The organism is Enterobacter ludwigii (genome assembly GCA_023023105.1).
Lineage (GTDB): Bacteria > Pseudomonadota > Gammaproteobacteria > Enterobacterales > Enterobacteriaceae > Enterobacter > Enterobacter adelaidei.
Map to the genome: position 1 here is coordinate 3,672,823 of CP083824.1, position 25,332 is coordinate 3,698,154.

The 25,332-nt window shown below is 57.0% G+C and carries 25 protein-coding genes and 1 pseudogene; 13 read left to right on the forward strand and 13 right to left on the reverse strand.

Features of this window, described 5'->3' with window-relative positions; genetic code table 11:
• The first annotated feature begins 10 nt into the window (after nt 1-10).
• Nucleotides 11-1,435, forward strand: coding sequence for a 6-phospho-beta-glucosidase (locus LCD46_17730; protein UOY69880.1), 1,425 nt, complete (start codon nt 11-13; stop codon nt 1,433-1,435).
• Nucleotides 1,436-1,493: 58 nt separating this feature from the next.
• On the opposite strand, the gene hycI is transcribed toward LCD46_17730, so the two are convergent.
• From hycI to hycA, 9 genes are all read right to left on the reverse strand, one after another.
• On the reverse strand, nt 1,494-1,949 hold the full coding sequence (gene hycI, locus LCD46_17735; GenBank protein UOY69881.1) for a hydrogenase maturation peptidase HycI: 456 nt from the start codon (nt 1,947-1,949) through the stop codon (nt 1,494-1,496).
• Entirely contained in the window at nt 1,942-2,352 is a 411-nt protein-coding gene (locus LCD46_17740; protein UOY69882.1) for a formate hydrogenlyase maturation HycH family protein, read from the reverse strand. The genes hycI and LCD46_17740 overlap by 8 nt, the downstream gene beginning before the upstream one ends.
• Nucleotides 2,349-3,116, reverse strand: a complete 768-nt coding sequence (locus LCD46_17745) for an NADH-quinone oxidoreductase subunit B family protein (GenBank protein UOY69883.1) — start codon at nt 3,114-3,116, stop codon at nt 2,349-2,351. The genes LCD46_17740 and LCD46_17745 overlap by 4 nt, the downstream gene beginning before the upstream one ends.
• Nucleotides 3,116-3,658 (reverse strand): formate hydrogenlyase complex iron-sulfur subunit, encoded by a 543-nt coding sequence (locus LCD46_17750; protein UOY69884.1) that lies wholly within the window; start codon nt 3,656-3,658, stop codon nt 3,116-3,118. Before LCD46_17750 ends, LCD46_17745 begins: the two co-directional genes overlap by 1 nt.
• Before the next feature lie 9 nt (nt 3,659-3,667).
• The gene (gene hycE, locus LCD46_17755) at nt 3,668-5,377 is read right to left on the reverse strand and encodes a formate hydrogenlyase subunit HycE (GenBank protein UOY69885.1); all 1,710 of its coding nucleotides are present in this window, start codon (nt 5,375-5,377) and stop codon (nt 3,668-3,670) included.
• A 15-nt stretch (nt 5,378-5,392) separates the two neighbouring features.
• The gene (locus LCD46_17760; protein ID UOY69886.1) at nt 5,393-6,316 is read right to left on the reverse strand and encodes a respiratory chain complex I subunit 1 family protein; all 924 of its coding nucleotides are present in this window, start codon (nt 6,314-6,316) and stop codon (nt 5,393-5,395) included.
• A 1-nt stretch (nt 6,317) separates the two neighbouring features.
• The gene (hycC, locus tag LCD46_17765; protein ID UOY69887.1) at nt 6,318-8,132 is read right to left on the reverse strand and encodes a formate hydrogenlyase subunit 3; all 1,815 of its coding nucleotides are present in this window, start codon (nt 8,130-8,132) and stop codon (nt 6,318-6,320) included.
• A complete protein-coding gene (locus LCD46_17770) occupies nt 8,129-8,737 on the reverse strand; it encodes a 4Fe-4S dicluster domain-containing protein (protein UOY69888.1) in 609 nt (202 codons plus the stop codon). The genes hycC and LCD46_17770 overlap by 4 nt, the downstream gene beginning before the upstream one ends.
• A 70-nt stretch (nt 8,738-8,807) precedes the next feature.
• A complete protein-coding gene (hycA, locus tag LCD46_17775) occupies nt 8,808-9,272 on the reverse strand; it encodes a formate hydrogenlyase regulator HycA (protein UOY69889.1) in 465 nt (154 codons plus the stop codon).
• Between the two features lie 210 nt (nt 9,273-9,482).
• Here hycA and hypA point away from each other — a divergent pair, with 210 nt between their 5' ends.
• The 10 genes from hypA to LCD46_17825 all read left to right on the forward strand — a co-directional run bounded on the left by hypA (nt 9,483) and on the right by LCD46_17825 (nt 19,410).
• Nucleotides 9,483-9,833, forward strand: a complete 351-nt coding sequence (gene hypA / locus LCD46_17780; protein ID UOY69890.1) for a hydrogenase maturation nickel metallochaperone HypA — start codon at nt 9,483-9,485, stop codon at nt 9,831-9,833.
• A 3-nt stretch (nt 9,834-9,836) separates the two neighbouring features.
• Complete coding sequence (gene hypB / locus LCD46_17785; protein UOY69891.1) at nt 9,837-10,700, forward strand: hydrogenase nickel incorporation protein HypB; 864 nt, start codon at nt 9,837-9,839, stop codon at nt 10,698-10,700.
• Nucleotides 10,691-10,963, forward strand: a complete 273-nt coding sequence (locus LCD46_17790) for a HypC/HybG/HupF family hydrogenase formation chaperone (protein UOY69892.1) — start codon at nt 10,691-10,693, stop codon at nt 10,961-10,963. Before hypB ends, LCD46_17790 begins: the two co-directional genes overlap by 10 nt.
• Nucleotides 10,964-10,966: 3 nt before the next feature.
• Nucleotides 10,967-12,088, forward strand: coding sequence for a hydrogenase formation protein HypD (gene hypD / locus LCD46_17795; protein ID UOY69893.1), 1,122 nt, complete (start codon nt 10,967-10,969; stop codon nt 12,086-12,088).
• Complete coding sequence (gene hypE, locus LCD46_17800) at nt 12,085-13,095, forward strand: hydrogenase expression/formation protein HypE (protein ID UOY69894.1); 1,011 nt, start codon at nt 12,085-12,087, stop codon at nt 13,093-13,095. Before hypD ends, hypE begins: the two co-directional genes overlap by 4 nt.
• 55 nt (nt 13,096-13,150) lie before the next feature.
• Nucleotides 13,151-15,223 (forward strand): formate hydrogenlyase transcriptional activator FlhA, encoded by a 2,073-nt coding sequence (gene flhA / locus LCD46_17805; protein ID UOY69895.1) that lies wholly within the window; start codon nt 13,151-13,153, stop codon nt 15,221-15,223.
• A gap of 153 nt (nt 15,224-15,376) precedes the next feature.
• Nucleotides 15,377-16,375, forward strand: a complete 999-nt coding sequence (locus LCD46_17810) for an ABC transporter substrate-binding protein (GenBank protein UOY69896.1) — start codon at nt 15,377-15,379, stop codon at nt 16,373-16,375.
• The gene (locus tag LCD46_17815; protein ID UOY69897.1) at nt 16,375-17,412 is read left to right on the forward strand and encodes an iron ABC transporter permease; all 1,038 of its coding nucleotides are present in this window, start codon (nt 16,375-16,377) and stop codon (nt 17,410-17,412) included. Before LCD46_17810 ends, LCD46_17815 begins: the two co-directional genes overlap by 1 nt.
• The gene (locus LCD46_17820; protein ID UOY69898.1) at nt 17,412-18,173 is read left to right on the forward strand and encodes an ABC transporter ATP-binding protein; all 762 of its coding nucleotides are present in this window, start codon (nt 17,412-17,414) and stop codon (nt 18,171-18,173) included. Before LCD46_17815 ends, LCD46_17820 begins: the two co-directional genes overlap by 1 nt.
• Before the next feature lie 16 nt (nt 18,174-18,189).
• Complete coding sequence (locus LCD46_17825) at nt 18,190-19,410, forward strand: MFS transporter (protein ID UOY69899.1); 1,221 nt, start codon at nt 18,190-18,192, stop codon at nt 19,408-19,410.
• Between the two features lie 5 nt (nt 19,411-19,415).
• Here LCD46_17825 and LCD46_17830 read toward each other — a convergent pair.
• A pseudogene (locus tag LCD46_17830) lies at nt 19,416-19,759 on the reverse strand (nitrous oxide-stimulated promoter family protein).
• Nucleotides 19,760-19,934: 175 nt separating this feature from the next.
• Here LCD46_17830 and LCD46_17835 point away from each other — a divergent pair.
• Nucleotides 19,935-20,165 (forward strand): type I toxin-antitoxin system SymE family toxin, encoded by a 231-nt coding sequence (locus LCD46_17835; GenBank protein UOY69900.1) that lies wholly within the window; start codon nt 19,935-19,937, stop codon nt 20,163-20,165.
• Nucleotides 20,166-20,277: 112 nt separating this feature from the next.
• The gene (gene mutS, locus LCD46_17840) at nt 20,278-22,839 is read left to right on the forward strand and encodes a DNA mismatch repair protein MutS (GenBank protein UOY69901.1); all 2,562 of its coding nucleotides are present in this window, start codon (nt 20,278-20,280) and stop codon (nt 22,837-22,839) included.
• Between the two features lie 81 nt (nt 22,840-22,920).
• On the opposite strand, the gene LCD46_17845 is transcribed toward mutS, so the two are convergent.
• Genes LCD46_17845 through LCD46_17855 form a run of 3 tightly spaced genes read right to left on the reverse strand, consistent with a single transcriptional unit; the run spans nt 22,921 to nt 25,172 of the window.
• The gene (locus tag LCD46_17845) at nt 22,921-23,142 is read right to left on the reverse strand and encodes a hypothetical protein (protein UOY69902.1); all 222 of its coding nucleotides are present in this window, start codon (nt 23,140-23,142) and stop codon (nt 22,921-22,923) included.
• A 10-nt stretch (nt 23,143-23,152) separates the two neighbouring features.
• Complete coding sequence (locus LCD46_17850) at nt 23,153-24,580, reverse strand: UbiD family decarboxylase (GenBank protein UOY69903.1); 1,428 nt, start codon at nt 24,578-24,580, stop codon at nt 23,153-23,155.
• Nucleotides 24,570-25,172: a UbiX family flavin prenyltransferase gene (locus tag LCD46_17855; GenBank protein ID UOY69904.1), complete on the reverse strand. Its 603-nt coding sequence runs from the start codon at nt 25,170-25,172 to the stop codon at nt 24,570-24,572. The genes LCD46_17850 and LCD46_17855 overlap by 11 nt, the downstream gene beginning before the upstream one ends.
• Nucleotides 25,173-25,332: the final 160 nt, after the last annotated feature.

Consider the following 25,332-nt stretch of genomic DNA (forward strand, 5'->3'; position numbering starts at 1 on the left):
TGAGGTAAGAATGTCTGTTTTTCCAAAAGGATTTTTATGGGGCGGCGCGCTTGCCGCCAACCAGAGTGAAGGCGCTTATCGCGAAGGCGGCAAAGGGCTCACAACGGTCGATATGATCCCCCACGGCGCGAATCGTCTGGCGGTAAAGGTCGGTAAGGAAAAGCGGTTTTCGCTGCGTGACGACGAGTTCTACCCGAGCCACGAAGCGATTGATTTTTATCATCGCTACAAAGAAGACATCGCCCTGATGGCGGAGATGGGGTTTACGGTGTTCCGCACCTCAATTGCCTGGAGCCGCCTCTATCCAAATGGCGATGAGCCGCTGCCCAATAAAGAAGGTATTGCCTTCTACCGCGCGGTGTTTGAAGAGTGCAAAAAGTACAACATCGAGCCGCTGGTGACCCTCTGCCACTTCGACGTACCGATGCACCTGGTGACGGAGTACGGTTCCTGGCGCAACCGCAAGATGGTCGATTTCTTCGCCCGTTACGCCCGCACCTGCTTCGAGGAATTTAATGGTCTGGTGAAATACTGGCTGACCTTCAATGAAATCAACATTATGTTGCACAGCCCGTTCTCTGGCGCGGGCCTGGTATTTGAAGAAGGCGAGAACGAAGATCAGGTGAAATATCAGGCCGCACACCACGAGCTGGTGGCGAGCGCGCTGGCGACCAAAATCGCCCACGAGGTAAACACGGGAAATCAGGTCGGCTGCATGCTGGCGGGCGGGAATTTCTACCCGTACTCCTGCAAGCCAGAAGACGTGTGGATGGCGCTGGAGAAAGATCGCGAGAACCTGTTCTTTATCGACGTGCAGGCGCGCGGCAGCTATCCAGCCTACTCCGCCCGCGTATTCCGCGAGAAAGGCGTGGTGATTGTGAAAGATCCTGGCGACGACGAACTGCTGAAAAACACCGTCGATTTTGTCTCGTTCAGCTATTACGCTTCGCGCTGCACGTCGGCAGATATGAACGCGGGCAACACCAGCGCCGCGAACATCGTGAAATCCCTGCGCAACCCGCATATTCAGGTGAGCGAATGGGGCTGGGGCATCGACCCGCTCGGCCTGCGCATCACCATGAACATGATGTACGACCGCTACCAGAAGCCGCTGTTCCTGGTGGAAAACGGTCTCGGGGCGAAAGACGTTATTGATGAAAACGGCGAGATTAACGACGACTACCGCATCAGCTATCTGCGCGAGCATATTCGCGCGATGGGTGACGCGATTGAGGACGGCGTGCCGCTGATGGGCTACACCACCTGGGGCTGCATCGACCTGGTGGCCGCCTCAACGGGTGAGATGAGCAAGCGCTACGGGTTTGTGTACGTTGACCGCGACGACGCCGGAAACGGCACGCTGGACAGGAAACGCAAGAAATCGTTCTGGTGGTATAAGAAGGTGATTGCGAGTAACGGGGCGGATCTGGAGTAGACTGTTGCCCTCACCCCGACCCTCTCCCACAGGGAGAGGGAGATCGGTTTGGCACAGCTCAGAGCCGGGAAAATCCCCCGTCCCCACACCATCCCGCAAGCCGGGAATAAACCACTTCGACCGCCGCTTTCACCGGCGGCGTCATCGGGTAATAAAACCCAACAATGTCCGGCTGAATCCCCAAAAACAGCACCTCGCCCACGTCGTCTTTAATCTGATCGACCAGGTAGTTCAGCGGCATATTGTGGGTGGTCATCATAAACATCTCGGCGATGTCATCCGGGTCAATCAGGCGGATCTCGCCGGGGTTGAGCCCCATATCCGTGGCATCAACGATCAGCAGCCTGTCCGGGTGCAGCTCACGAATCGCAACCACGTCGTTTTCCGGCGCGCTGCCACCGTCGATGACCACCCAGTTACCCTGAGAATTTGCCGCGCACATTTCTGCCAACAATGGGCCTGCGCCGTCATCGCCCATCATGCTGTTGCCAACACACAGTAAAACGTCAGTCACGTAATCTCCTCACCATCAGGTAGATGGCGCTCTCCTGATGAATATCGTGCAGCATGCTAAGCAGCGTTTTGCTCCACGCCTGCTGCTCAGGGGTTTGCCTGTTCAGCGCCGCGTCAAACGCGTTCGCCAACATCGCAATGTGGTTGGCGTCGATGACGATCTCGCCGTACTTCGGCACGCCTTCCATCTTGCGCCGCGCCGTACTGCCCTCCTCCAGCGTGGCGATCCACGCCAGATACTCGGGCCACGGGCAGCTTAACGCCGTTTCCAGGCAGTCAATCACCCCGAGGTGATGCCCAATCGCCAGGCTGTAATAGACCACCTGCTGCGCCGCATCCGGCGTGGCATCGTTCTCATCAATAAACTTACGGCTCAGCTGACTGAACACCACCGTTTCACTCATCGGATACGCGCCTCTTCCACGATGTTGTTCAGGTTTGCCACAATCTCATTCAAACGCGGATCGTTCTCCGCCTCCAGCCAGCGAGCCACCTGATGCTCACCCTGACTCAGCAGACGCAGGTAATCGTCGGCAATCTGGCGACCATAGCGATAGCCCGCCAGTTTGCGCGCCGTGCGATCGACCTTCACCCGCAGCGGCTGCACCATGTCCGGGTGCAGGATGGTCGCAGGCTGGTTATCAAGCTCCCCAGGTTCACGAGCATGAATTTTCTGCTCCAGCAGGCCAAGCGCCATGGCAAAACCGTACAGCGTTGCGGCAGGTGTCGGTGGGCAGCCCGGAATGTAAACATCCACCGGCACGATTTTGTCAGTGCCACCCCAGACGCAATACAGATCGTGGAAAATGCCGCCGCTGTTGCCACAGGCTCCGTACGAGATACAGATTTTCGGGTCAGGCGCAGATTGCCAGGCGCGCAGCGCAGGCGAGCGCATGGCGCGGGTGACGGCGCCGGTAAACAGCAAAATGTCGGCATGGCGCGGAGACGGTACAACTTTGATGCCGAAACGCTCGGCGTCAAACAACGGCGACAGGGTGGCGAAGATCTCAATCTCGCAGCCGTTGCAGCCGCCGCAGTCCACGCGGTAGACATAGGCCGAGCGTTTGATTTTTTTCAGCAGCGACGCCTTCATGCTGGCGATGGACTCATCCACCGTCATCGGCACCGGAATGCCGTTATCGTCGCGCGGGCCCAGTAGGTTTTCCATCAGCTGGCCTCTCTCATATGGCGGGTAATATCAATGCGGTCGGACGGCAGCAGGCACTTCTGACGCTTACACTCCGGGCAGGTTTCAAAGCTTTCACGATGATGCTCTGCACGAGCGTCTCCATTGTGCTGCAACAGCGCGATGGCATAGTCGATCTCTTTTTGCACGGCGAATGGACGCTTGCAGACGCGACAGTTACACAGTTCAAAGCGCGACTGCTGCAGGAAGTCTTCTTTCTTCCATACCGCCAGCTCGTATTCCTGTGACAAGCGGATTGCGACCGTCGGGCAGACCTCTTCGCAGCGGCCACAGAAGATGCAGCGCCCGAGGTTAAACTGCCAGGCCAGTTCACCGGTTTTGAGGTCCGTTTCCACCGTCAGGGCATTCGACGGACAGGCGTTTACACAGGCCGCGCAGCCGATGCACTGCTGCGGATTGTGTTCCGGCTTACCGCGAAAGTTTTTATTCACCGGCATCGGCTCCAGCGGATAACTGCTGGTTACCGCGCCGGTTTTGATGACTTTTTTAATAAAGGTAAACATGACGAGTCCTTATTTCAGCGGCGAGTTCTTACGCTCAATGCTGTAGCGCTCAAGCTCTTTATATGGCACCACCTGGCTTTTCTTCTTGCGCACATCCACCACCGTCATGCGGTCGGTACAGGAGTAGCACGGATCAAGGCTGCCGATGATCAGCGGCGCGTCGGAAACCGTGTTTCCACGCAGCATATAGCGCAGGGTTGGCCAGTTGGCGTAGGTTGCCGCACGGCAGCGCCAGCGGTAGAGCTTCTGGTTGTCGCCGGTCATGCTCCAGTGGATGTCATCTCCACGTGGCGCTTCGGCGAATCCCAGCGCGAAGCGGTTTGGAATGTAGGTGAAACCTTCAACCATCAGCGGGCCGCCCGGCAGGTTATCCAGACCGAAGTCGATCATGTTCAGGGCGGTGAACACCTCATTGATGCGCACTTTGAGGCGAGAGATAACGTCGCAGCCCTGCTCGCTGTGCACGGTCATCGGCAGCAGGCCATAACCGACGAACGGGTGATCGGCACGGGTGTCGCGGGCGTGGCCGCTGGCGCGCACCATCGGACCCACGTTGCTGAAATCACGGGCGATTTCAGGGTCAAGACGACCAATCCCGACGGTACGCTGCTCGATGTTTGGCGTGCTGAGCAGCATATCCACCAGCTCCTGCACGTCGCGACGCATCTGCTGCGCCAGCTGGCGGGTCTGGATCATGTCGTCTTTCAGCAGGTCACGGCGGATCCCGCCGATCAGGTTCAGACCGTAGGTTTTACGTGCGCCAGTGAGGATCTCCGCCATCTTCATCGACGCTTCACGCACGCGGAAGAACTGCATAAACCCGGAGTCAAAACCGACGAAGTGGCAGGCCAGGCCGAGGTTCAGCAGATGCGAGTGCAGGCGCTCCACCTCCAGCAGGATGGCGCGGATCATCTGCGCGCGCTCTGGCACCACAATTCCCATGCCATTCTCCACCGAGGTGGTGTAGGCGGTGCTGTGGGCAAAGCCGCAGATGCCGCACACGCGGTCAGAGAGGAACGTGACTTCGTTGTAGCCCATGCGGGTCTCCGCCAGCTTCTCCATGCCGCGGTGGACGTAGAACAGGCGGTAGTCGGCGTCGATAATGTTCTCGCCGTCGACAAACAGGCGGAAGTGGCCTGGTTCATCGGAAGTCACGTGCAGCGGACCAATCGGCACCACGTTGTTCTTTTTACTGCCCAGCTCGTTGATGAACTCGTAGGTTTCGCTGTCGGTGGTCGGGGCCGGACGCTGGCGGTAGTCCATGCTGTCCTTGCGCAGCGGATAGAGTTCGTCCGGCCAGTCGTCCGGCAGCACCAGGCGACGTTCATCCGGCAGGCCTACAGGCACCAGCCCGTACATGTCGCGCACTTCACGTTCGCCCCATACGGCGGCGGGCACGCGCGGCGTGACGGACGGATACTCCGGTTTGTTTGGGTCCACTTCAACGCGTACGGTGAGCCAGCACTTCTCGAACTGCTCCATCGACATCACGTAGTACACCGCATAGTTGCCACACAGCTGGCGCTCGTCGTTGCCGAACAGCACAGAGAGCCAACCGCCCTGCTGGTAATAGAGAAACTCCACCACTTCCGGCAAATAGTTCACCTTAACGGTGACGGTGATCTGGTCTTTGGTTTGCCAGGACTCCTCCAGCACGACGCCAGGGAAAGCCTGATGTAACGCGGCGAGATACTGCTGACCTTTCTTTTCTTCAGACATAAAAACTCTCTTTAATCACGCCACCAGCAAGGAGACGAACGCTAAAAATGCGAAACCAAAACCGGCCCAGGTGATGCGCGATGTCGCGACAAAGCGCAGACGCGCCATGCTGTTTTCAAACAGGGCAATCACCAACACGCCGACCAGAAGTTTGAGCGCCGCAACGACCACGGCCAGCACCAGACCACTCACCGAGAAATGCGTCATCTGCCCCCACGGGAAGAAGACACCGACAAACATCTGCAGCACCACCAGCTGTTTGAGGCTGATGCCCCACTTCAGTACCGCAAAGCCATAGCCGCTGTACTCCGTCAGCGGCCCTTCCTGCAGCTCCTGCTCCGCTTCCGCGAGGTCAAATGGCAGTTTGCCCATCTCAATAAAGGTGGCAAACGCGCAGGCACACAGCGCCAGAACCAGCGGAATGGAACGGGCCAACGGCCAGTGATAAACGGTGTTAGTGATAAAACTGATGTGGGTAGAGTCTGCAACCTGCGCCGCCACCCAGAGCCCCAGCAGCAGGATCGGCTCGACGAGCACGCCGAGCATCGCCTCACGGCTGGCGCCAAGACCGGTAAACGGACTCCCCGTGTCCAGGCCCGCAATCGCAAAGAAGAAACGGGCGATGGCGAAGAGATAGATAAGCGTGATCAAATCACCCAGTACCGGCAACGGTGAACCCACCGTCACCACCGGCAGCGCGGTGGCGATGGTGAGCATCACGCCCACCATCACAAACGGTGTCAGGCGGAAAACCCAGCCTGCAGCATCCGGGGCCACGCTCTGGCGAGTGAGCAATTTGAAGAGATCGCGGTACTCCTGCAGCACGCCAGGCCCGCGACGGTTATGCATCCGGGCGCGCGCCACGCGGCTCACCCCGGAAAGCAGCGGCGCAATGGCGAATAACACCAGCGCCTGAAGTAGTGCCAGTAACAAACTCATGTCAGGCTCCTCGTGAAATCACAATCACTACCAGCACCGCCAGCTCGATAACGGCCAGACGGCGGAACAGCGCAGGCACAGCAGCGCTCTGCCAGCCAGGGATCCAGGCCACCGGGTTCAACCAGTGGCGCAGCTTCAGCACGGCAGCAAAGTTCTCTTTCACCGGCATGGCAAAGCCGTGGGCGGTGATCACCATTGATTGTTCATGTTCATAACCGCAGGCCCACGCCGCACCGCGCGAGCGGGAGGCAAGTCGGTCGCGTTTGAAGAACAGCATCAGAATGAATGGCAGCAGCGGCGCGGCAATCAGCAGCAGCGCAATCATCGGCTGAGAGACGGTGGTATTCGCGACGGTCAGCGGCAGCGGAATAGCGCTTCCCAGCAGCGGCAGCAGCCACGGTGCGGCCACGCCGCCCGCGATGCAGCACAGCGCCAGCGCAACCACGCTCCCCCCCATCAACACCGGTGCACAGCAGGCGTTTTCAGCTTCGCGGGTGCGCGGCGCGCCGAGGAAGGTGACGCCGTAGACTTTCGCCATACACATCACCGCCAGCGCCCCGGTAATCGCCAGCCCGACCGCCAGAAGCGGCCCCAGCAGACGGGCGATAAACGCTTCGCTCTGGCCGAGCGCGAAGAAGGACTGATAGATCACCCACTCCCCGGCAAAGCCGTTGAGCGGCGGCAGCGCCGCCATCGCCATCAGACCGACCAGCATCGCCAGTGAAATCACGGGCATCTTTTTGCCAATGCCGCCAAGCTTTTCGATATCGCGATGGCTAGTGCGGAACCAGACGCTCCCCGCCCCCAGGAACAGCGTGCTTTTAAACAGGCTATGGTTAATCAGGTGATAGAGACCGCCGATAAAACCGGCGGCAATCAGCGCCGGTTGATTGAGCGCTAACCCGGTCACGCCCGCGCCAATACCGAGCAGGATGATGCCGATATTTTCCAGCGTGTGGTACGCCAGAAGACGCTGGATATTATGCTCCATCAGGGCGTACAGACCGCCGACGAACGCCGTGATCATCCCGGCGATCAGCAGCACGACGCCCCACCACAGCGGCGGCTGGCCGCCGGTCAGCGTAATTGCCAAAATGCCGAACAGACCGACCTTCATCACCACCACAGAAAACAGCGCGGCAGCAGGTGCGGAGGCATTCGCATGCGCCTGCGGCACCCAGCCGTGCAGCGGGATGATCCCGGCGAGCAGGCCAAAGCCAATCACGCCCAGCAGCCAGACGTCATTCCCCAGCGGATGGCCGTTGAGTGCCGAGAAGTCCAGCGTGCCGAAGCGCTGCCACACCAGCCAGCAGGCCAGCGCCAGCAGCAGCGTCCCGAGACGGCCCAGCGCAAACCACAGTTTGCCGGAGGCGCTGCAGCCCGTCAGGAAGACACCACACAACGCCATGATTTCCGCCATCACCACCAGCGCCCCGAGGTTACTGGCAATAACGGTACAGACCGCCGTTGCCAGCAGCAGGTTAATCAGCAGGCCGTTGGCTTTAATATTCTGATGGCGGTGCCAGTCAATATTGAACAGACTGATAAACAGACCGCACAGGCCAAACGTCACCAGCCAGATGGCATTTAGCGGCGTAATCTCCACGGTGTGGCGAATCAGCGGCATCACGGCCTCTACGGATTGACCACCGAGCAGGACGACACCGCCCGCCGCCAGCGTCATCAGGCTACCGACCGCCCCGCCGATTCCGGCGATCCAGCCGCTCAGGGTTTTATGCAAAGAGAAGATCAGCGCCAGTACTGCGGCGGCGGTAAAGTACGCCACGGCGCTGTTGATCATGGTTATGGCGTTCATTTCGCCTCCTCATTAAGCGCCTGCAGAAGCGAAAGATCGCCAAAATCGCTATTGATGGTCAGCTCACGTTTACGCTTGCTGGTGCGGGCGATATCGCGGATGTTAACCAGAATCAGCGCTTTGGTCGGGCAGGTGCGTACGCACGCTGGACCTTGCTCATCAAAGCTGCACAGGTCGCATTTCACCGCGACGGCACGAATGCCGGGGACCCAGTCAAGCAGCGTACTTACCTTCGCGGGGGCCGGGGGCGCAGGAGGGGCTTTCGGCGTGTTGGCATTAGCCGGAATATGCAGCGGGCGGCTGCCGGAAAATTCAATCGCGCCGAACGGGCAGGCAATGCCGCACAGCTTGCAGCTCACGCACAGGCTTTCGTTCAGCTGGACAGCGCCATCAACGCGAGTGATGGCATTCACAGGGCAAACACCCGCGCAAGGGGCATCTTCACAGTGATGACAGAGCTGCGGGGCAGACTCTTTTTCATTACGCATGATGTGCAGACGCGGCATGGACTGCAACCCATGCAGGCGATGCGTTTCCGAACACGCCGCCTCACAGGTTCGACAGCCAATACAGACCGTCGAGTCAGCAATTACAAAACGGTTCACCGGGTTATCCTCTGGTGATAGTCATTTTTGACGAAAAACTGTCTTGTCGACATTTCTCGACACGTAAGAGTCAGGCCACATTCGCTGAGGCATGCCCATCCATCAACTGCGCCAGATTGACCGGGAGATCGTGTTCAACGGCGGCGTATAAACCGTCATAAACTGGCGCAATTTTTTCCAGATAGTGCTCCAGCACCTGCTGGCGATCGCGGTTACTGACGTGACCATCCACCATGCCGTCTGCCATCAGCTGTGCCTTCGCAATACACTGTTTTTCACCATCTTTTGTCTCGAGGTAGTACTCGATGGTGTGGCTGTTGAAGTTATCCGCCAGGGTAACGTTGATGGTGAAATGGCCGAAGAGGACAAAGCGCATATCACCTTGTGCCGCGCAGCTCATTGCGTGGTGAAGACGTGCTTTCGACAGGGTGATGCCCTGAACCAGAGAGTTGCAGTACAGGTGCCACTGGTCCTGTAATTGCTGATGGCGCTGCGCGATGTAATCCGCTTTTTCGCTGATTTCCCAAATAGTCATAAAAGGTATCCGGTTAATGGAGATAGCGGCTGTTAAGCAGATTCCATGCCAGTTTTTATTGTGTTGATTTTAAATGATTTTCAACAAGAGACACCTGTCAACTCCGCGGTGTCGACGTGTCATTTCGACAGCGTTGACATCGTCACCCCTTAACAAAAATCAAGCTGGCATTGTTATTGCATTACCGGGGCAATTCATTGAGGAGGCGTCATGCACGAAATCACCCTCTGCCAGCGGGCTCTGGAACTTATCGAACAGCAGGCAGTGCAAAACCACGCGAAACGCGTCACCGGTGTCTGGCTGAAAGTCGGGGCATTTTCCTGTGTCGAGACCAGCGCCCTGACCTTCTGTTTTGAGCTGGTATGCCGCGGCACGCTGGCGGAAGGCTGCGAACTCCATATTGAAGAGCAGCAGGCAGAGTGCTGGTGTGAACAGTGTCAGCAGTACGTCACCCTGCTTTCATCGAAGGTTCAGCGCTGTCCGCAATGCCAGAGTGCCGGGCTGCGCATCGTGGCGGATGACGGCATGCAGATCCAACGACTCGAAATCGAGAAGGAGTAAATTATGTGTAGCACCTGCGGTTGCGGCGAAGGCAACCTGTATATTGAAGGGGATGAACATCGTCCTCACTCCGCGTTTCGCTCCGCGCCCTTTTCACCCGCCCCACGCCCTGCATCGGCATTAACCGGTATCATTTTCACTCCTCAACAATCTGACGCGGGTGATCTGCATTACGGCCACGGCGAAGCGGGGACGCATGCGCCGGGCATCAGCCAGCGCCAGATGCTGGAAGTCGAAATTAACGTGCTGGACAAAAATAACCAGATCGCCGCCCGCAACCGCGCACGCTTTGCTACCCGCAAACAGCTGGTGCTGAATCTGGTCTCCAGCCCCGGGTCCGGCAAAACCACGCTGTTGACTGAGACCCTCAAACGCCTGAACGAGCGTGTCTCCTGTGCGGTAATCGAAGGCGATCAGCAGACGGTTAACGACGCCGCCCGTATTCGCGAAACCGGCACGCCTGCCATTCAGGTCAATACAGGCAAAGGCTGCCACCTGGATGCGCAGATGATTGCCGACGCTACCCCGCGTCTGCCACTGGCAGATAACGGCATCCTGTTTATTGAAAACGTCGGCAACCTGGTTTGCCCGGCGAGCTTTGACCTCGGTGAACGGCATAAAGTGGCCGTGCTTTCGGTGACCGAAGGCGAAGACAAGCCGCTGAAATACCCGCATATGTTTGCCGCCGCGTCCATCATGCTGCTGAACAAGGTTGACCTGCTGCCATACCTGAATTTTGACGTGGATAAGTGCCTGGCGTATGCCCGTGAAGTCAACCCGGACATTAACATCCTGCTGGTGTCCGCCACGCGCGGCGACGGTATGGAAAGCTGGTTGAACTGGCTGGAGAGCGAACGATGTGCATAGGCGTACCGGGACAAATTCACGCCATTGACGGGAATCAGGCCAGAGTGGATGTGTGTGGATTATTACGCGATGTAGACCTGACGCTGGTCGGCAGTGTTGATGAAACTGGCGCTTCACGCCTCGGCCAGTGGGTGCTGGTGCACGTGGGGTTTGCCATGAGCGTGATTAACGAAGCGGAAGCGCGCGACACGCTCGATGCGCTGCAAAATATGTTCGACGTAGAGCCTGACGTGGGCGCTCTGCTGTACGGCGAGGAGCGATAGCAGATGCGTTACGTTGATGAATACCGCGCGCCAGAACAAGTGATGCAGCTTATCGAACACCTGAAAACGCGAGCAGCCCTGCTGGACTACAGCGCAGCAAAACCGCTGCGCATTATGGAAGTGTGCGGTGGGCATACCCATGCCATCTTCAAATTTGGTCTCGACCAGCTTCTGCCAGAGAACATCGAGTTTATTCACGGCCCTGGCTGTCCGGTGTGTGTTCTGCCAATGGGACGAATCGACAGCTGTATCGAAATCGCCAGCCAGCCCGACGTCATTTTTTGCACCTTTGGCGACGCGATGCGTGTGCCAGGGAAAAATGGTTCACTATTGCAGGCTAAAGCGCGCGGAGCGGACATCCGGATCGTCTACTCTCCGATGGATGCCCTGACGCTGGCAGCGGATAATCCCACCCGTAAAATCGTGTTTTTCGGTCTCGGTTTTGAAACCACCATGCCGGCCACGGCAATCACGCTACAGCAGGCCAGATCCCGCAACATCAAGAACTTTTTCTTTTTCTGCCAGCACATTACGCTCATCCCCACGCTGCGTAGCCTGCTGGAAGAACCGGGTAACGGCATTGACGCTTTTCTGGCACCGGGCCATGTCAGCATGGTCATCGGTACAGACGCCTACGGTTTTATTGCTGAACAGTACAACCGTCCATTAGTGGTGGCTGGTTTCGAACCTCTTGATCTACTGCAAGGCGTGACCATGCTGGTTGAGCAGAAAATAGCAGCCCTGAGTACGGTGGAAAATCAGTACCGCCGCGTCGTGCCCGACGCAGGCAATACACGCGCTCAGCAAGCCATTGCGGAGGTGTTTAGCGTCGAAGGCGACAGTGAATGGCGCGGCCTGGGACTGATTGCCGAATCCGGCGTGCGTCTGACGCCTGCGTATCAATCATTCGATGCTGAAGCGCATTTCCATCCGCAACCACAACAGGTTTGCGACGATCCCCGGTCTCGCTGCGGCGAGGTCCTCACGGGCAAGTGCAAACCTCATCAATGCCCGTTATTTGGCAACACCTGTAACCCGCAAACGGCGTTTGGCGCGCTGATGGTCTCCTCAGAAGGAGCGTGTGCCGCGTGGTATCAGTATCGCAATCAGGAGTGTGAAGCATGAGCACGGTGGAAATGGCGCATGGCAGCGGTGGACAGGCAATGCAGCAGCTGATTAGCAGGCTGTTTATGGAGGCTTTTAACAACCCCTGGCTCGCTGAGCAGGAAGACCAGGCGCGTATTGATCTGGCAACCCTCACCGCGCAAGGCGACAGGCTGGCGTTCTCCACCGACAGCTATGTGATTGACCCGCTGTTCTTCCCGGGCGGCGATATCGGCAAGCTCGCCGTCTGCGGCACGGCAAACGACGTCGCCGTCAGCGGTGCCGTTCCGCGCTACCTCTCCTGCGGGTTTATCCTCGAAGAGGGATTGCCGATGGAGACGCTCACAGCAGTGGTCAACAGTATGGCGCAGACCGCTCGCGAGGCGGGGATTGCCATCGTCACAGGTGATACCAAAGTGGTGCAGCGCGGCGCAGCCGACAAGCTGTTCATCAACACCGCCGGCATGGGGGCGATCCCTGCCAATATTCACTGGGGGGCACAACAGCTTAACGTCGGCGACGTGCTTCTCGTAACAGGAACGCTGGGCTGTCATGGAGCGACTATCCTTAACCTGCGCGAAGGTTTAGGGCTGGATGGCGAACTGCGCAGCGACTGCGCGGTGCTCACCCCGCTTATTCAGACACTGCGTACCATTCCGGGCGTAAAAGCCCTTCGCGACGCCACCCGTGGCGGCGTGAATGCCGTGGTACATGAGTTCGCGGCAAGCTGCGGGTGGGGTATTGAACTTAGCGAGCGAAGTCTGCCTGTTAAACCTGCCGTTCGCGGCCTGTGTGAATTATTGGGCCTTGATCCACTCAATTTTGCCAACGAAGGCAAGCTGGTGATCGGCGTTGAACGCCACGTCGCTGACGTGGTACTGAACATGCTGCATGCGCATCCTTTAGGGAAAGAAGCCGCCATTATTGGTGAAGTGGTTGAGCGCAAAGGGGTGCGCCTGACCGGGATTTTCGGCGTGAAACGTACGCTGGATCTGCCGCACGCTGAACCTTTACCCCGTATTTGCTAGGCCGCGCCATAAGCGGCCAGCGTGGAATTTTTGCTCGTTTCTACTGGAAAGCACTATGCCATATACACCAATGAGCGATCTTGGACAGCAGGGCCTGTTTGATATCACGCGCACACTTTTACAGCAGCCCGATCTCGGTGCGCTGAGCGATGCCCTGGCACGTCTGGTCAGACAATCGGCGCTGGCAGATAGCGCCGCGATTGTGCTCTGGCATAGCGGAACGCATCGTGCGAGCTATTACTCCACGCGTGATAATGACAAAACGTTTGAATACGAAGATGAAACCTATCTCGCTCATGGCCCGGTGCGCCGTATTCTCTCCCGGCCTGAAATCCTGCACTGTAATTTTGAGGAGTTCCGGCAGGCCTGGCCGAAGCTGGCGGAAAGTCCTCTCTATCACTCTTTCGGTCATTACTGCATGTTGCCGCTGGCCGCGGAAGGTCATATTTTTGGCGGCTGCGAGTTTATCCGCACAACCGACCAGCCCTGGAGCGAGGCGGAATACGAGCGTCTGCACACCTTTACCCAGATTGTGGCCGTCGTCGCGGAGCAGATCCAAAGCCGTGTCACCAATAACGTCGATTACGACCTGCTGAGCCGCGAGCGCGACAACTTCCGCATTCTGGTCGCTATTACCAACGCCGTGCTTTCCCGGCTTGATATGGATGAACTGGTCAGCGAAGTCTCGAAAGAGATCCACCACTATTTCAAAATCGATGCCATCAGCATTGCGCTGCGGGGGCATCGTAAGGGTAAGCTAAATATCTACTCCACACACTACCTCGATGAAGCCAACCCGGCACACGAGCAAAGCGAAGTGGATGAAGCGGGCACTCTTTCTGAGCGGGTCTTCAAAAGCAAAGAGATCCTGCTGCTTAACCTTGACGAGCAGGATCCGGTAGCACCCTATGAGCGGATGCTGTTTAACACCTGGGGCAACAAAATTCAGACCCTGTGCCTGCTGCCGCTGATGTCTGGCAATACCATGCTCGGCGTTCTGAAGCTGGCGCAATGTGAAGAAGGGGTGTTTACCACTGCCAACCTGAAGCTGCTGCGCCAGATCGCCGAGCGAATCTCCATCGCGCTGGATAACGCCCTCGCCTATCAGGAGATCCACCGTCTGAAAGAGCGGCTGGTGGATGAAAACCTGGCCCTGACCGAACAGCTCAACAACGTGGACAGCGAGTTTGGTGAAATCATCGGGCGCAGCGACGCGATGTACAGCGTGCTCAAGCAGGTGGAGATGGTGGCTCAAAGCGACAGTACGGTTCTGATCCTGGGCGAAACTGGCACGGGTAAAGAGTTGATTGCCCGTGCCATCCATAACCTGAGCAACCGCAATGGTCGCCGGATGGTGAAAATGAACTGCGCGGCTATGCCTGCGGGTCTGCTGGAAAGCGATCTTTTCGGCCACGAACGCGGGGCGTTTACCGGTGCCAGTAGCCAGCGCCTGGGTCGTTTTGAGCTGGCGGACAAAAGCTCGCTGTTCCTCGACGAAGTCGGCGATATGCCGCTGGAACTGCAGCCTAAACTACTGCGGGTATTACAGGAGCAAGAGTTTGAACGTCTTGGCAGCAACAAGCTGATCCAGACCGACGTGCGGCTGATTGCCGCCACCAACCGCGACCTGAAAAAAATGGTCGCTGACCGCGAGTTTCGCAGCGATCTTTACTATCGTCTGAACGTCTTCCCGATCTTCCTGCCGCCCCTGCGCGAGCGCCCGGAAGATATCCCTCTGCTGGTCAAAGCCTTTACTGCCAAGATCGCGCGCCGGATGGGGCGAAACATCGACAGTATTCCTGCCGAAACGTTACGCACACTCTCGTCTATGGAGTGGCCCGGCAATGTGCGTGAGCTGGAAAACGTTATTGAACGTGCGGTGTTACTAACGCGAGGTAGCGTGCTGCAACTGTCCCTGCCTGAGGTGACCCTTTCTGACATGACCGTGCCCACCGCCGAGATAGCGAAAGAGGGAGAAGATGAATATCAGCTCATTATGCGCGTACTAAAAGAGACCAACGGCGTGGTAGCCGGGCCAAAAGGGGCGGCCCAGCGTTTAGGGTTAAAACGGACCACCCTGTTGTCGCGTATGAAGCGTTTGGGAATTGATAAAGAGAGCCTGGTTTAAGCTGTCATTCGGGCGGTGTTTTTCTGGCACCGCCTTTTGTACCCCCTCGTAATGTCCCTCATTGACACGCAATATTTTCCTCTGTATAAAATTCCGCCTTAATAATGAGTTTCATTTGCATCAAAAAATAATGTTAATGATGGGTAGCATTTCATGAAAAAGATCTTCTGCGCGTTAGGCCTGGCGGTTGCGTCGGTCAGTTCTGCTCTGGCAACCACGTATCCTCTGACAATTGAAAACTGTGGCTATAAAGAGACGTTCACCAAAGCACCGGAACGCGTCGTGGCCCTGGGTCAGAACACCGTCGAAATTTTGCTCCTGCTGGGTCTGGAGGATAAGGTGAAGGCCAGCGCCTTCTGGCCGACCAAAGTGCTACCGCAGCTGGCGGAACAGAACGCGAAAATCAAAACCCTGACAGTTGAAATCCCTACCCTTGAATCCGTGCTTGCGCAAAATCCTGACTTTGTCCCCGCCCAGACGCCGCTGCTGCTGGGGCCGGAAAGTAAGGTCGCAAAACGCGAAGACCTGATGACCCTCGGCGTGAACAGCTACGTATCACCGGGCATGTGCGCGACCCAAAAAACCACCGGCGATATGTATGGCAGCCGCCAGAAGCTGTGGGATATGACGTATCTCTATCAAGAGATTGAGGATTTCGCCAAAATCTTTAACGTTGAAGATCGCGGCCAGGCGGTGATTGCCGATTTCAAAAAACGCGAGGCCGAGCTGCGTAAGGAATTCGGCAAGAATAAAAAAGACCTTTCGTTTGTCTTCTGGTTCTCCAGCTCATCCCCTTCTGCAGATGCTTACGTCGGTGGTAAAAATAGCCCCTCCGGGTTTATCGCCAGCCTGATGGGTGGTCATAACGCTATTACGTCCGAGACCGAATGGCCAACCGTAGGTTGGGAAAGCATTATTGCCGCAAATCCGGATGTCATCGTGGTGTCCAGCCTGGACCGCAACCGCTGGGCGCTGGATAACGCGGAAGAAAAAATCAAATTCCTGAAGAACGATCCGGCGGTCAGCCAGCTGGATGCGGTGAAAAAAGGTCATATCGTAGTGATGGACGGCCAGGCGATGAACCCGACGATTCGCACGATTTACGGGGCTGAGCAGGTCGGCGAACAGCTCAGAAAGCTGGGGCTGAACTGATGACCGTCGCTGTTCTTCAGGCCCGACAGGGCCTGGTTCTGACAACGTCATGTTTGCTCGCGTTTGTACTGTTATTTCTGGTCATCGCGCTTGGCGTCAGCGTCGGCGAGCTGTCCATCCCACTGCAAAATGTCTTTTATGCTATCAGCAATAAAATGGGGCTTACCCAGGTTCCGCTCAATCGCATCTATGAGAGTGTTATCTGGGACTTTCGCCTGAGCCGCGCGCTGGTGGCAGCCTGCTGTGGCGCGGGGCTGGCCATCTGCGGCGCAGTATTACAGAGCCTGCTGAAGAACGCGCTGGCGGAACCTTACGTGCTGGGCGTATCTGCAGGTGCGTCTACCGGCGCGGTTTCCGTCGTGGTATTGGGTATAGGCACCGGTGCAGTGTCGCTCTCTGCGGGCGCGTTTGCCGGGGCGTTTGCCGCCTTTGCCTTCGTCGCCTTCCTGACGAACGGTGCGCGTGGCGGTAATGAACGGACCATTCTGGCAGGCGTAGCCGCCTCTCAGTTGTTCAACGCCATTACCGCCTACACCATCAGCACCTCCGCCAGTGCCCAGCAAGCGCGTGATGTCATGTTCTGGCTGTTGGGCAGCTTCAGCGGCGTTCGCTGGCCTGAATTCCAGCTGGTGCTGGTGGTGGTACTGATTGGGTTAGCCGTTTGCCTCTACTATTCCCGGGCGCTGGATGCCTTTACCTTCGGCGATGATGCCGCCGCGTCCCTGGGCATTGCCGTCCCCTGGGTGCGCCTGGCACTCTTTACCACTACTGCGCTGATTACTGCCACAATCGTCAGCATGGCGGGCTCCATCGGCTTTGTAGGGCTGGTGGTGCCGCATGTGATGCGTTTCCTGTTTGGGCCGCTGCACCGCACATTGCTGATTGCCAGCGCGCTGGCAGGGGCGATCCTGATGGTGCTGGCAGATATCGCCTCACGCATGCTGATTGCCCCGCAAAGCCTGCCCGTAGGCGTGGTGACCGCGCTGGTGGGTGTACCTTTCTTTGCCGTGATTATCTACCGCTCAAGGAATAAGTGATGAGCATCTGCGCTGAAAATATTACCTGGAAGGTAGGCAAAAAAGTCATCGTTAATGACGTCTCTCTGAAGGTCTCCCGGGGTGAAACCGTCGGGCTGCTAGGACCAAATGGCTGCGGTAAATCCTCGCTTTTGCGTATCCTTGCGGGCCTTCGTCGCCCGGACATCGGCAGCGTAACCCTTGACGGGCAAGATATTTCCCGGATAGCCAAAAAGCAACTCGCCCGCCGGGTCGCCTTCGTTGAGCAACACGGGATGACCGATGCGAATATGCGCGTACGTGACGTGGTAAAGCTCGGTCGTATTCCGCACCACTCCCCTTTTTCAAACTGGAGCACGCACGATGACGAGACCGTCACCGCTGCCCTGCAACGCGTGGACATGCAGGATAAAAGCGACCAGGGCTGGCTGAGCCTGTCTGGCGGTGAACGCCAGCGGGTGCACATTGCCCGTGCGCTGGCCCAGACTCCCACTGAAATCCTGCTGGATGAACCGACCAACCACCTGGACATTCACCATCAGATGCAGTTAATGCATTTGATCAGTGAGCTGCCTGTGACCAGTATTGTCGCTATCCACGATCTCAATCATGCTTCGATGTTCTGTGATTCGTTGATTGTGATGCAAAAAGGGCAAATCGTGGCCACGGGAACACCGCAGGAGATCTTATCCGAAGAGCTGCTCTGGGACGTCTTCCGGGTAAAAACCAAAATTGAGATCTCGCCGTTCCATGGCAAAAAGCACATTCACTTTATCGTTTAGGGGCAAGTGAACAACGATGTCCCTTCGCCTTGCCACCACACTCTGGCCGCCCGTTTTACTGGGTAGCCAGTTTGTTTTTAACATTGGTTTTTATGCCGTTGTCCCCTTCCTGGCGATATTCCTGCGCGACGATATGCTGCTCTCCGGCGGGCTGATCGGGCTGATCCTGGGGCTACGCACGTTCTCCCAGCAGGGGATGTTTATCGTCGGGGGGGCGCTCTCGGATCGCTTTGGCGCGAAAGTCGTGATCCTGAGCGGGTGCGTTATCCGCGTCGCGGGTTATCTGCTGCTGGCCTTCGGGCAATCTCTGTGGCCCATTATTCTCGGTGCATGTCTGACCGGCATCGGCGGAGCATTATTCTCCCCTTCCATTGAGGCTCTGCTGGCGAAAGCGGGCACGCACAGCGAGGCGAAAGGAAAACGTAGCCGGGCGGAATGGTTTGCTCTCTTTGCTGTCTGTGGTGAGCTCGGTGCAGTGCTGGGCCCGGTTGCGGGAGCTCTGCTGACGGGGCTTGGTTTCCGCCAGGTGGCGCTGGCGGGTGCGGGGGTCTTTATCATTGCGCTAGTGGTGCTCTACTTCTGCCTCCCAGCTTCACACCACCGTTCACAGACGCTACACATACAGCCCTGGTGGACAACGTTCCGCCAGCCGCGCTTTGTCGCCTTTATCATTGCCTACAGCTCGTGGCTGTTAAGCTATAACCAGCTCTATCTGGCGCTGCCAGTGGAGATCCAGCGTTCTGGCGGTAACGAGAAAGATCTTGGCCCACTTTTTATGCTGGCCTCCATTCTGATCATTACCTTACAGTTACCGCTGGCGCGTTTTACCCGACGCGTGGGCGCGGTAAGGATCCTGCCTCTGGGCTTTTTACTGCTCTCCACCGCCTTTGCGAGCGTGGCGATGTTTGCCCCGATGACGCCGCCGGAAGGCTGGCTTCGCTTACTGCCCTCAGTCTGTTTTGTGACGCTGTTGACGCTGGGACAGATGCTGCTGGTGCCATCGGCAAAAGATCTCATTCCGCGGTTCGCCGTGGAATCAACGCTTGGCGCGCACTACGGCGCACTCGCCACCGCCGGAGGCATTGCGGTACTGGCAGGAAACTTGTTGTTTGGCAGCATGCTGGATCGCGCGCTGGTGCCCTCAACGCAGGCAATGTATCCATGGCTGCTGCTGGCCCTTTTCCCACTCTGCAGCGCGCTGGCCCTGAACGTGATTTGCCGCCCACTCAGAAGCTGAACAAGTCACTTTTTCGGGCGATACTTCACCGGTAGCTCCGGCACGGGACGGCGGTCATCAATCAGATGGCGGATAGTCAGAATGGGATGACGCCACAACATACGCGGGCCTGCCCAGCGCATGACCTGCTTCATCTCTTCACGTCTGGCAGGCTGATAGCAGTGCACCGGACACTGTTTGCAGGCAGGTTTTTCTTCACCAAATACACACTTATCCAGGCGTTTATCGGCATAAGCCTTAAGCGCTGATAAAAACCCTCTTCCTGAGAAGCCTGTGGACACTGCTTTTCATACAACGCGATCATTTTCGCAATTGTCTCTTTTTCTCGTGAAATGCGTTTACCAGACATAACGACTTACCCAGCAATAAAGTGCATTAATAATACACTTTTAAAATCCAGATTTCAGTTGTTGCATTCCTTTTTCTGAAGCCTGATTCCAGTATTAAGCCTGCACCTCATGAAAATCACTGGTATTTTATACAGGCATCAGAAATGACTATTGTCCGTGCTGCCAGGAGGCCCTATGCAAGAGATCGTGATAACCAAACCCTACCGCCATTTGAAAGTGGGATATTTCAGAAAGCGTCATGAAGACCGTAAAACCAAGATACCAAAGCGTTACAGCGTGCATGCGGCGCTGAGCTTAAAAGGTGACTGGCTTGAACAAGCAGGGTTTACCACAAATTCCCAGGTCAGAGTGGGCATAGAGCATGGAAAAATTGTCATTGAGTTAATGCCGGAAGGCACCTCGTAAAGCGCGACATTTTTCTGCGCCGTACCTTTTTTTCATGCGACAATAGAAGGAACAAACGGCCACTCAGCCGATCAAAACGGTTTATTTTCAAAGAAATGGACATCATAACTCCATGAGCACAATCGACAATTTCGACGCACATACGCCGATGATGCAGCAGTATCTGAAGCTGAAGGCACAGCATCCGGAAATCCTGCTGTTTTACCGCATGGGCGATTTTTACGAGCTGTTTTATGACGATGCTAAGCGTGCATCGCAGTTGCTCGACATCTCTCTGACCAAACGTGGCGCCTCGGCAGGTGAGCCAATCCCAATGGCAGGTATCCCGCATCACGCGGTAGAAAACTACCTGGCCAAACTGGTGAATCAGGGCGAGTCCGTCGCTATCTGCGAACAGATCGGCGACCCGGCGACCTCTAAAGGTCCGGTTGAGCGCAAAGTTGTACGCATCGTCACGCCAGGTACCATCAGTGATGAAGCCCTGCTGCAGGAGCGTCAGGATAACCTGCTGGCGGCACTCTGGCAGGACAGCAAAGGGTTTGGCTACGCGACGCTCGACATCAGCTCCGGACGTTTTCGTCTGAGTGAACCGGCTGACCGTGAAACGATGGCTGCCGAATTGCAGCGCACCAACCCGGCAGAATTACTCTATGCCGAGGATTTCGCCGAAATGGCGCTTATCGAAGGCCGTCGTGGATTGCGCCGCCGTCCGCTTTGGGAGTTCGAAATTGATACCGCGCGTCAGCAACTGAATCTCCAGTTCGGCACCCGCGATCTGATTGGCTTTGGCGTCGAAAACGCCCCGCGCGGACTGTGCGCAGCAGGTTGTCTTCTGCAGTACGTGAAAGACACCCAGCGCACCGCCCTGCCGCATATCCGCTCTATCACGATGGAGCGCCAGCAGGACAGCATCATCATGGATGCCGCTACGCGCCGTAACCTGGAGATCACCCAGAACCTGGCGGGTGGCGTCGAGAATACGCTCGCCTCGGTCCTCGACAGTACGGTGACGCCGATGGGCAGCCGTATGCTTAAACGTTGGCTGCATATGCCGATTCGGGATACCGATACGCTGGTTTGCCGTCAGCAGACGATTGCTGCGTTGCAGGATCGTTATACCGAGCTGCAGCCGGTCCTGCGCCAAGTAGGCGATCTGGAACGTATCCTGGCCCGTCTGGCTCTGCGGACAGCGCGCCCACGCGATCTTGCGCGGATGCGTCATGCTTTTCAGCAGCTGCCGGAACTGCGTACTCAGTTAAGCGACGTAGACAGCGCCCCCGTTCAGAAACTCCGCGAAACCATGGGCGAATTTACCGAGCTTCGCGAACTGCTGGAGCGCGCTATTATCGATGCGCCTCCGGTTCTGGTGCGTGATGGTGGCGTGATTGCCCCAGGCTACAACGAGGAGCTGGACGAATGGCGCGCGCTGGCCGACGGCGCAACAGACTACCTTGATAAGCTGGAAATCCGTGAGCGCGAGCGACTTGGGCTCGACACCCTGAAAGTGGGCTATAACGCAGTACATGGTTATTACATTCAGATTAGCCGCGGGCAGAGCCACCTGGCACCGATTCACTACGTGCGTCGTCAGACGTTGAAAAATGCTGAACGCTACATTATTCCTGAGCTGAAAGAGTACGAGGACAAAGTTCTCACCTCGAAAGGCAAAGCGCTGGCTCTGGAAAAACAGCTGTATGACGAGCTGTTTGACATGCTGATTCCGCACCTGGCCGACCTGCAACTGAGCGCCAGCGCGCTGGCGGAACTGGACGTGCTGGTGAATCTGGCGGAACGCGCTGAAACGCTGAACTATACCTGCCCGACTTTTACCGACAAACCCGGCATTCGCATTACCGAAGGTCGTCACCCGGTGGTAGAGCAGGTGCTGAACGAACCGTTCATCGCTAACCCCCTGAACCTGTCACCGCAGAGAAGGATGCTGATCATTACCGGCCCGAACATGGGCGGTAAGAGTACCTACATGCGCCAGACAGCGCTGATCGCGCTGCTCGCTTACATCGGCAGCTACGTCCCGGCGCAAAACGTGGAGATTGGCCCCATCGACCGCATCTTTACCCGCGTGGGCGCAGCGGACGATCTGGCTAGCGGCCGCTCAACCTTCATGGTTGAAATGACCGAAACGGCTAACATTCTGCATAACGCGACGGAACACAGCCTGGTGCTGATGGACGAAGTCGGACGCGGAACATCAACCTATGATGGTCTGTCACTGGCATGGGCCTGTGCTGAAAGTCTGGCGAATAAGATCAAGGCAATGACCCTGTTCGCAACCCACTATTTCGAGCTGACACAGTTGCCGGAGAAAATGGAAGGGGTTGCTAATGTCCACCTTGATGCGCTGGAACACGGCGACACTATCGCCTTTATGCACACGGTGCAGGATGGCGCGGCGAGCAAGAGCTATGGCCTGGCCGTCGCAGCGCTGGCGGGTGTTCCTAAAGAGGTGATTAAACGCGCGCGTCAGAAACTGCGTGAGCTGGAAAGCCTCTCACCGAATGCGGCTGCAACGCAGATTGATGGCACACAGATGTCGCTGTTAGCACCAGCGGAAGAGACGTCGCCAGCAGTAGAAGCCCTGGAAAACCTCGACCCGGATTCCCTGACGCCGCGTCAGGCGCTGGAGTGGATTTATCGGCTGAAGAGTTTAGTGTAGTTTTTTGCCGGGTGGCGGCTTCGCCTTACCCGGCCTACACAACCCGTAAGCCCGGTAAGCGCAGCGCCACCGGGCTTTTTTTTACAGCAACGGCGGAATGGTCGGCACCTGTGGTGCCTCGTCAATATCCTTCTGCGTCATGCGAAATGCTTCTGGATAGTGATCCCGACTGGTACGGCGCAGCGGTTCAGTATCACGCCAGGTATACAGGCAATGCTGGCACTGATACACAGTCCAGACCCCTTTCACGGGAGATGTCGCCATTACTTCAATGTGTTCATCGGCACAACGTGGACAAATCATCTTTTCCTCCTTATTGACGTGCAGCCAGCATCGCGGTCAGTTTTTCCGCCCAGGCTTTAGTTTCAGGTAAATCCTGTACCGGCTGGCTGTAGTGGCCACGGGTGTCCGGTGCAACTGGCGTCGTAGCATCAATAATCAGCTTGTCGGTAATACCCGCCGGGCTCGAACCAGGGTCAAGTTCAAGCACTGACATGTTCGGCAACTGCACCAGATCACCGGCCGGGTTCACTTTCGATGACAGCGCCCACATCACCTGTGGCAGGTTGAACGGATCGACATCCTCATCCACCATAATGACCATTTTCACGTAGCCCAGACCGTGCGGCGTGGTCATGGCACGTAAACCAACCGCACGAGCAAAACCGCCGTAGCGTTTTTTAGTAGAGATAATCGCCAACAGACCGTGGGTGTACATCGCGTTCACCGCCTGCACTTCCGGGAATTCCGCTTTTAGCTGCTGGTAGAGCGGCACGCAGGTGGCTGGCCCCATCAGATAGTCAATCTCGGTCCACGGCATGCCGAGGTAGAGGGATTCGAAAATCGGTTTGGTGCGGTATGAAACTTTATCAATACGCACCACTGTCATGTTACGGCCACCGGAATAGTGTCCGGTAAACTCACCAAACGGCCCTTCTATCTCACGCTTGCGGCCTTCGATCACCCCTTCGAGGATCACTTCTGACCCCCACGGCACGTCGAAACCGGTCAGCGGTGCGGTAGCAATGGGATACGGGCTTTCACGCAGCGCGCCGGCCATTTCATACTCGGACTGATCGTATTTCAGCGGCGTGGCGCCCATCAGGGTGATGATCGGGTCGTTGCCCAGCGTAATCGCAATTGGCAGATCTTCCCCGCGCTCTTCCGCTTTGTGCAGATGCAGAGCAATGTCGTGCATCGGTACCGGCTGCAGGCCCAGCTTGCGCTTGCCCTTCACTTCCATGCGGTAAATACCGACGTTTTGCTTGCCAAAATGATCGGGGTCCAGCGGATCGCGCGAGACAACGCAGGCTTTATCAAGATAAAAACCACCGTCACCGTCGTTCAGGCGAAACAGCGGCAGAATGTCGAACAGGTTAATGTCTTCACCGTCCACCGTATTCTGCGCCCAGGCCGGGTTAGCGCGGCGCTCCGGTGTGACGGGGAATTTATCCCAGCGGCGGATAAACTCGTCGATCTGTTTTTTGACCGGGGTGTTCGCAGGCAGCCCCATCGAAATGGCGTGATTCTGCCAGGAGCCAATCGTATTCATCACGACACGGGCATCGGTAAACCCGCGAATCTTGTCGAACCACAGCGCGGGGGCACCGTCGCCAATACGTCCCGTTGCGTTGGCTGCCGCAGCCAGATCCGGCTCGGCGTTTACCTCTTCCTCAATTTTCAGCAGTTGCCCTTGCTCATCGAGCGCCTGCAGGAAGCTTCTCAAATCATCAAATGCCATCTTTATTCTCCTGTGAAAAATGTTTCGCCTCCTGCAACCCGTTCCAGCGGCGTGCCTTTTTATGCTCCAGACCAAACTGGTCAAGCGCGCGGGTCACAATATGCTGGGTAATGTCATCGGCGGTTTGCGGGTGGTTGTAATACGCAGGCATGGGCGGCACCATCGCCACGCCCATGCGGGAAAGCGCAAGCATATTCTCCAGATGAACGGTGCTGAGCGGCGTTTCACGGGGAACCAGCACCAGCTTACGCCCCTCTTTCAGCACCACATCCGCCGCGCGTCCCACCAGCCCTTCGGCGTAGCCTGCGCGGATCCCCGCCAGCGTTTTCATGCTGCAGGGAATGACGATCATGCCGTCGGTGCGAAATGAGCCGGATGAGATGGTGGCGGCCTGGTCAGCCGGACTGTGGACAACGTCAGCCAGAGCAGCAACGTCCTGCGCGGTGTAAGGCGTTTCCAGCTCAATGGTGGTTTTTGCCCACTTCGACATAACCAGGTGGGTCTCCACCTCCGGAATCTCCCGCAAGGCCTGGAGTAGCGCCACGCCCAGCGGAGCGCCTGTCGCCCCTGTCATTCCCACGATCAATCTCATTCAGCACCTCAATTGTTTTGTTCGTACACGAACATTAAAACTAAACTACTCCCGAACCATTTTCCTGACAAGATCGTTCGTACACGATCACACGAATCGCTAAAAAATGCCGCGTTAAAATCCGGAGCAATAGCGGCTATCATAGTGGGAGATTTTTTCC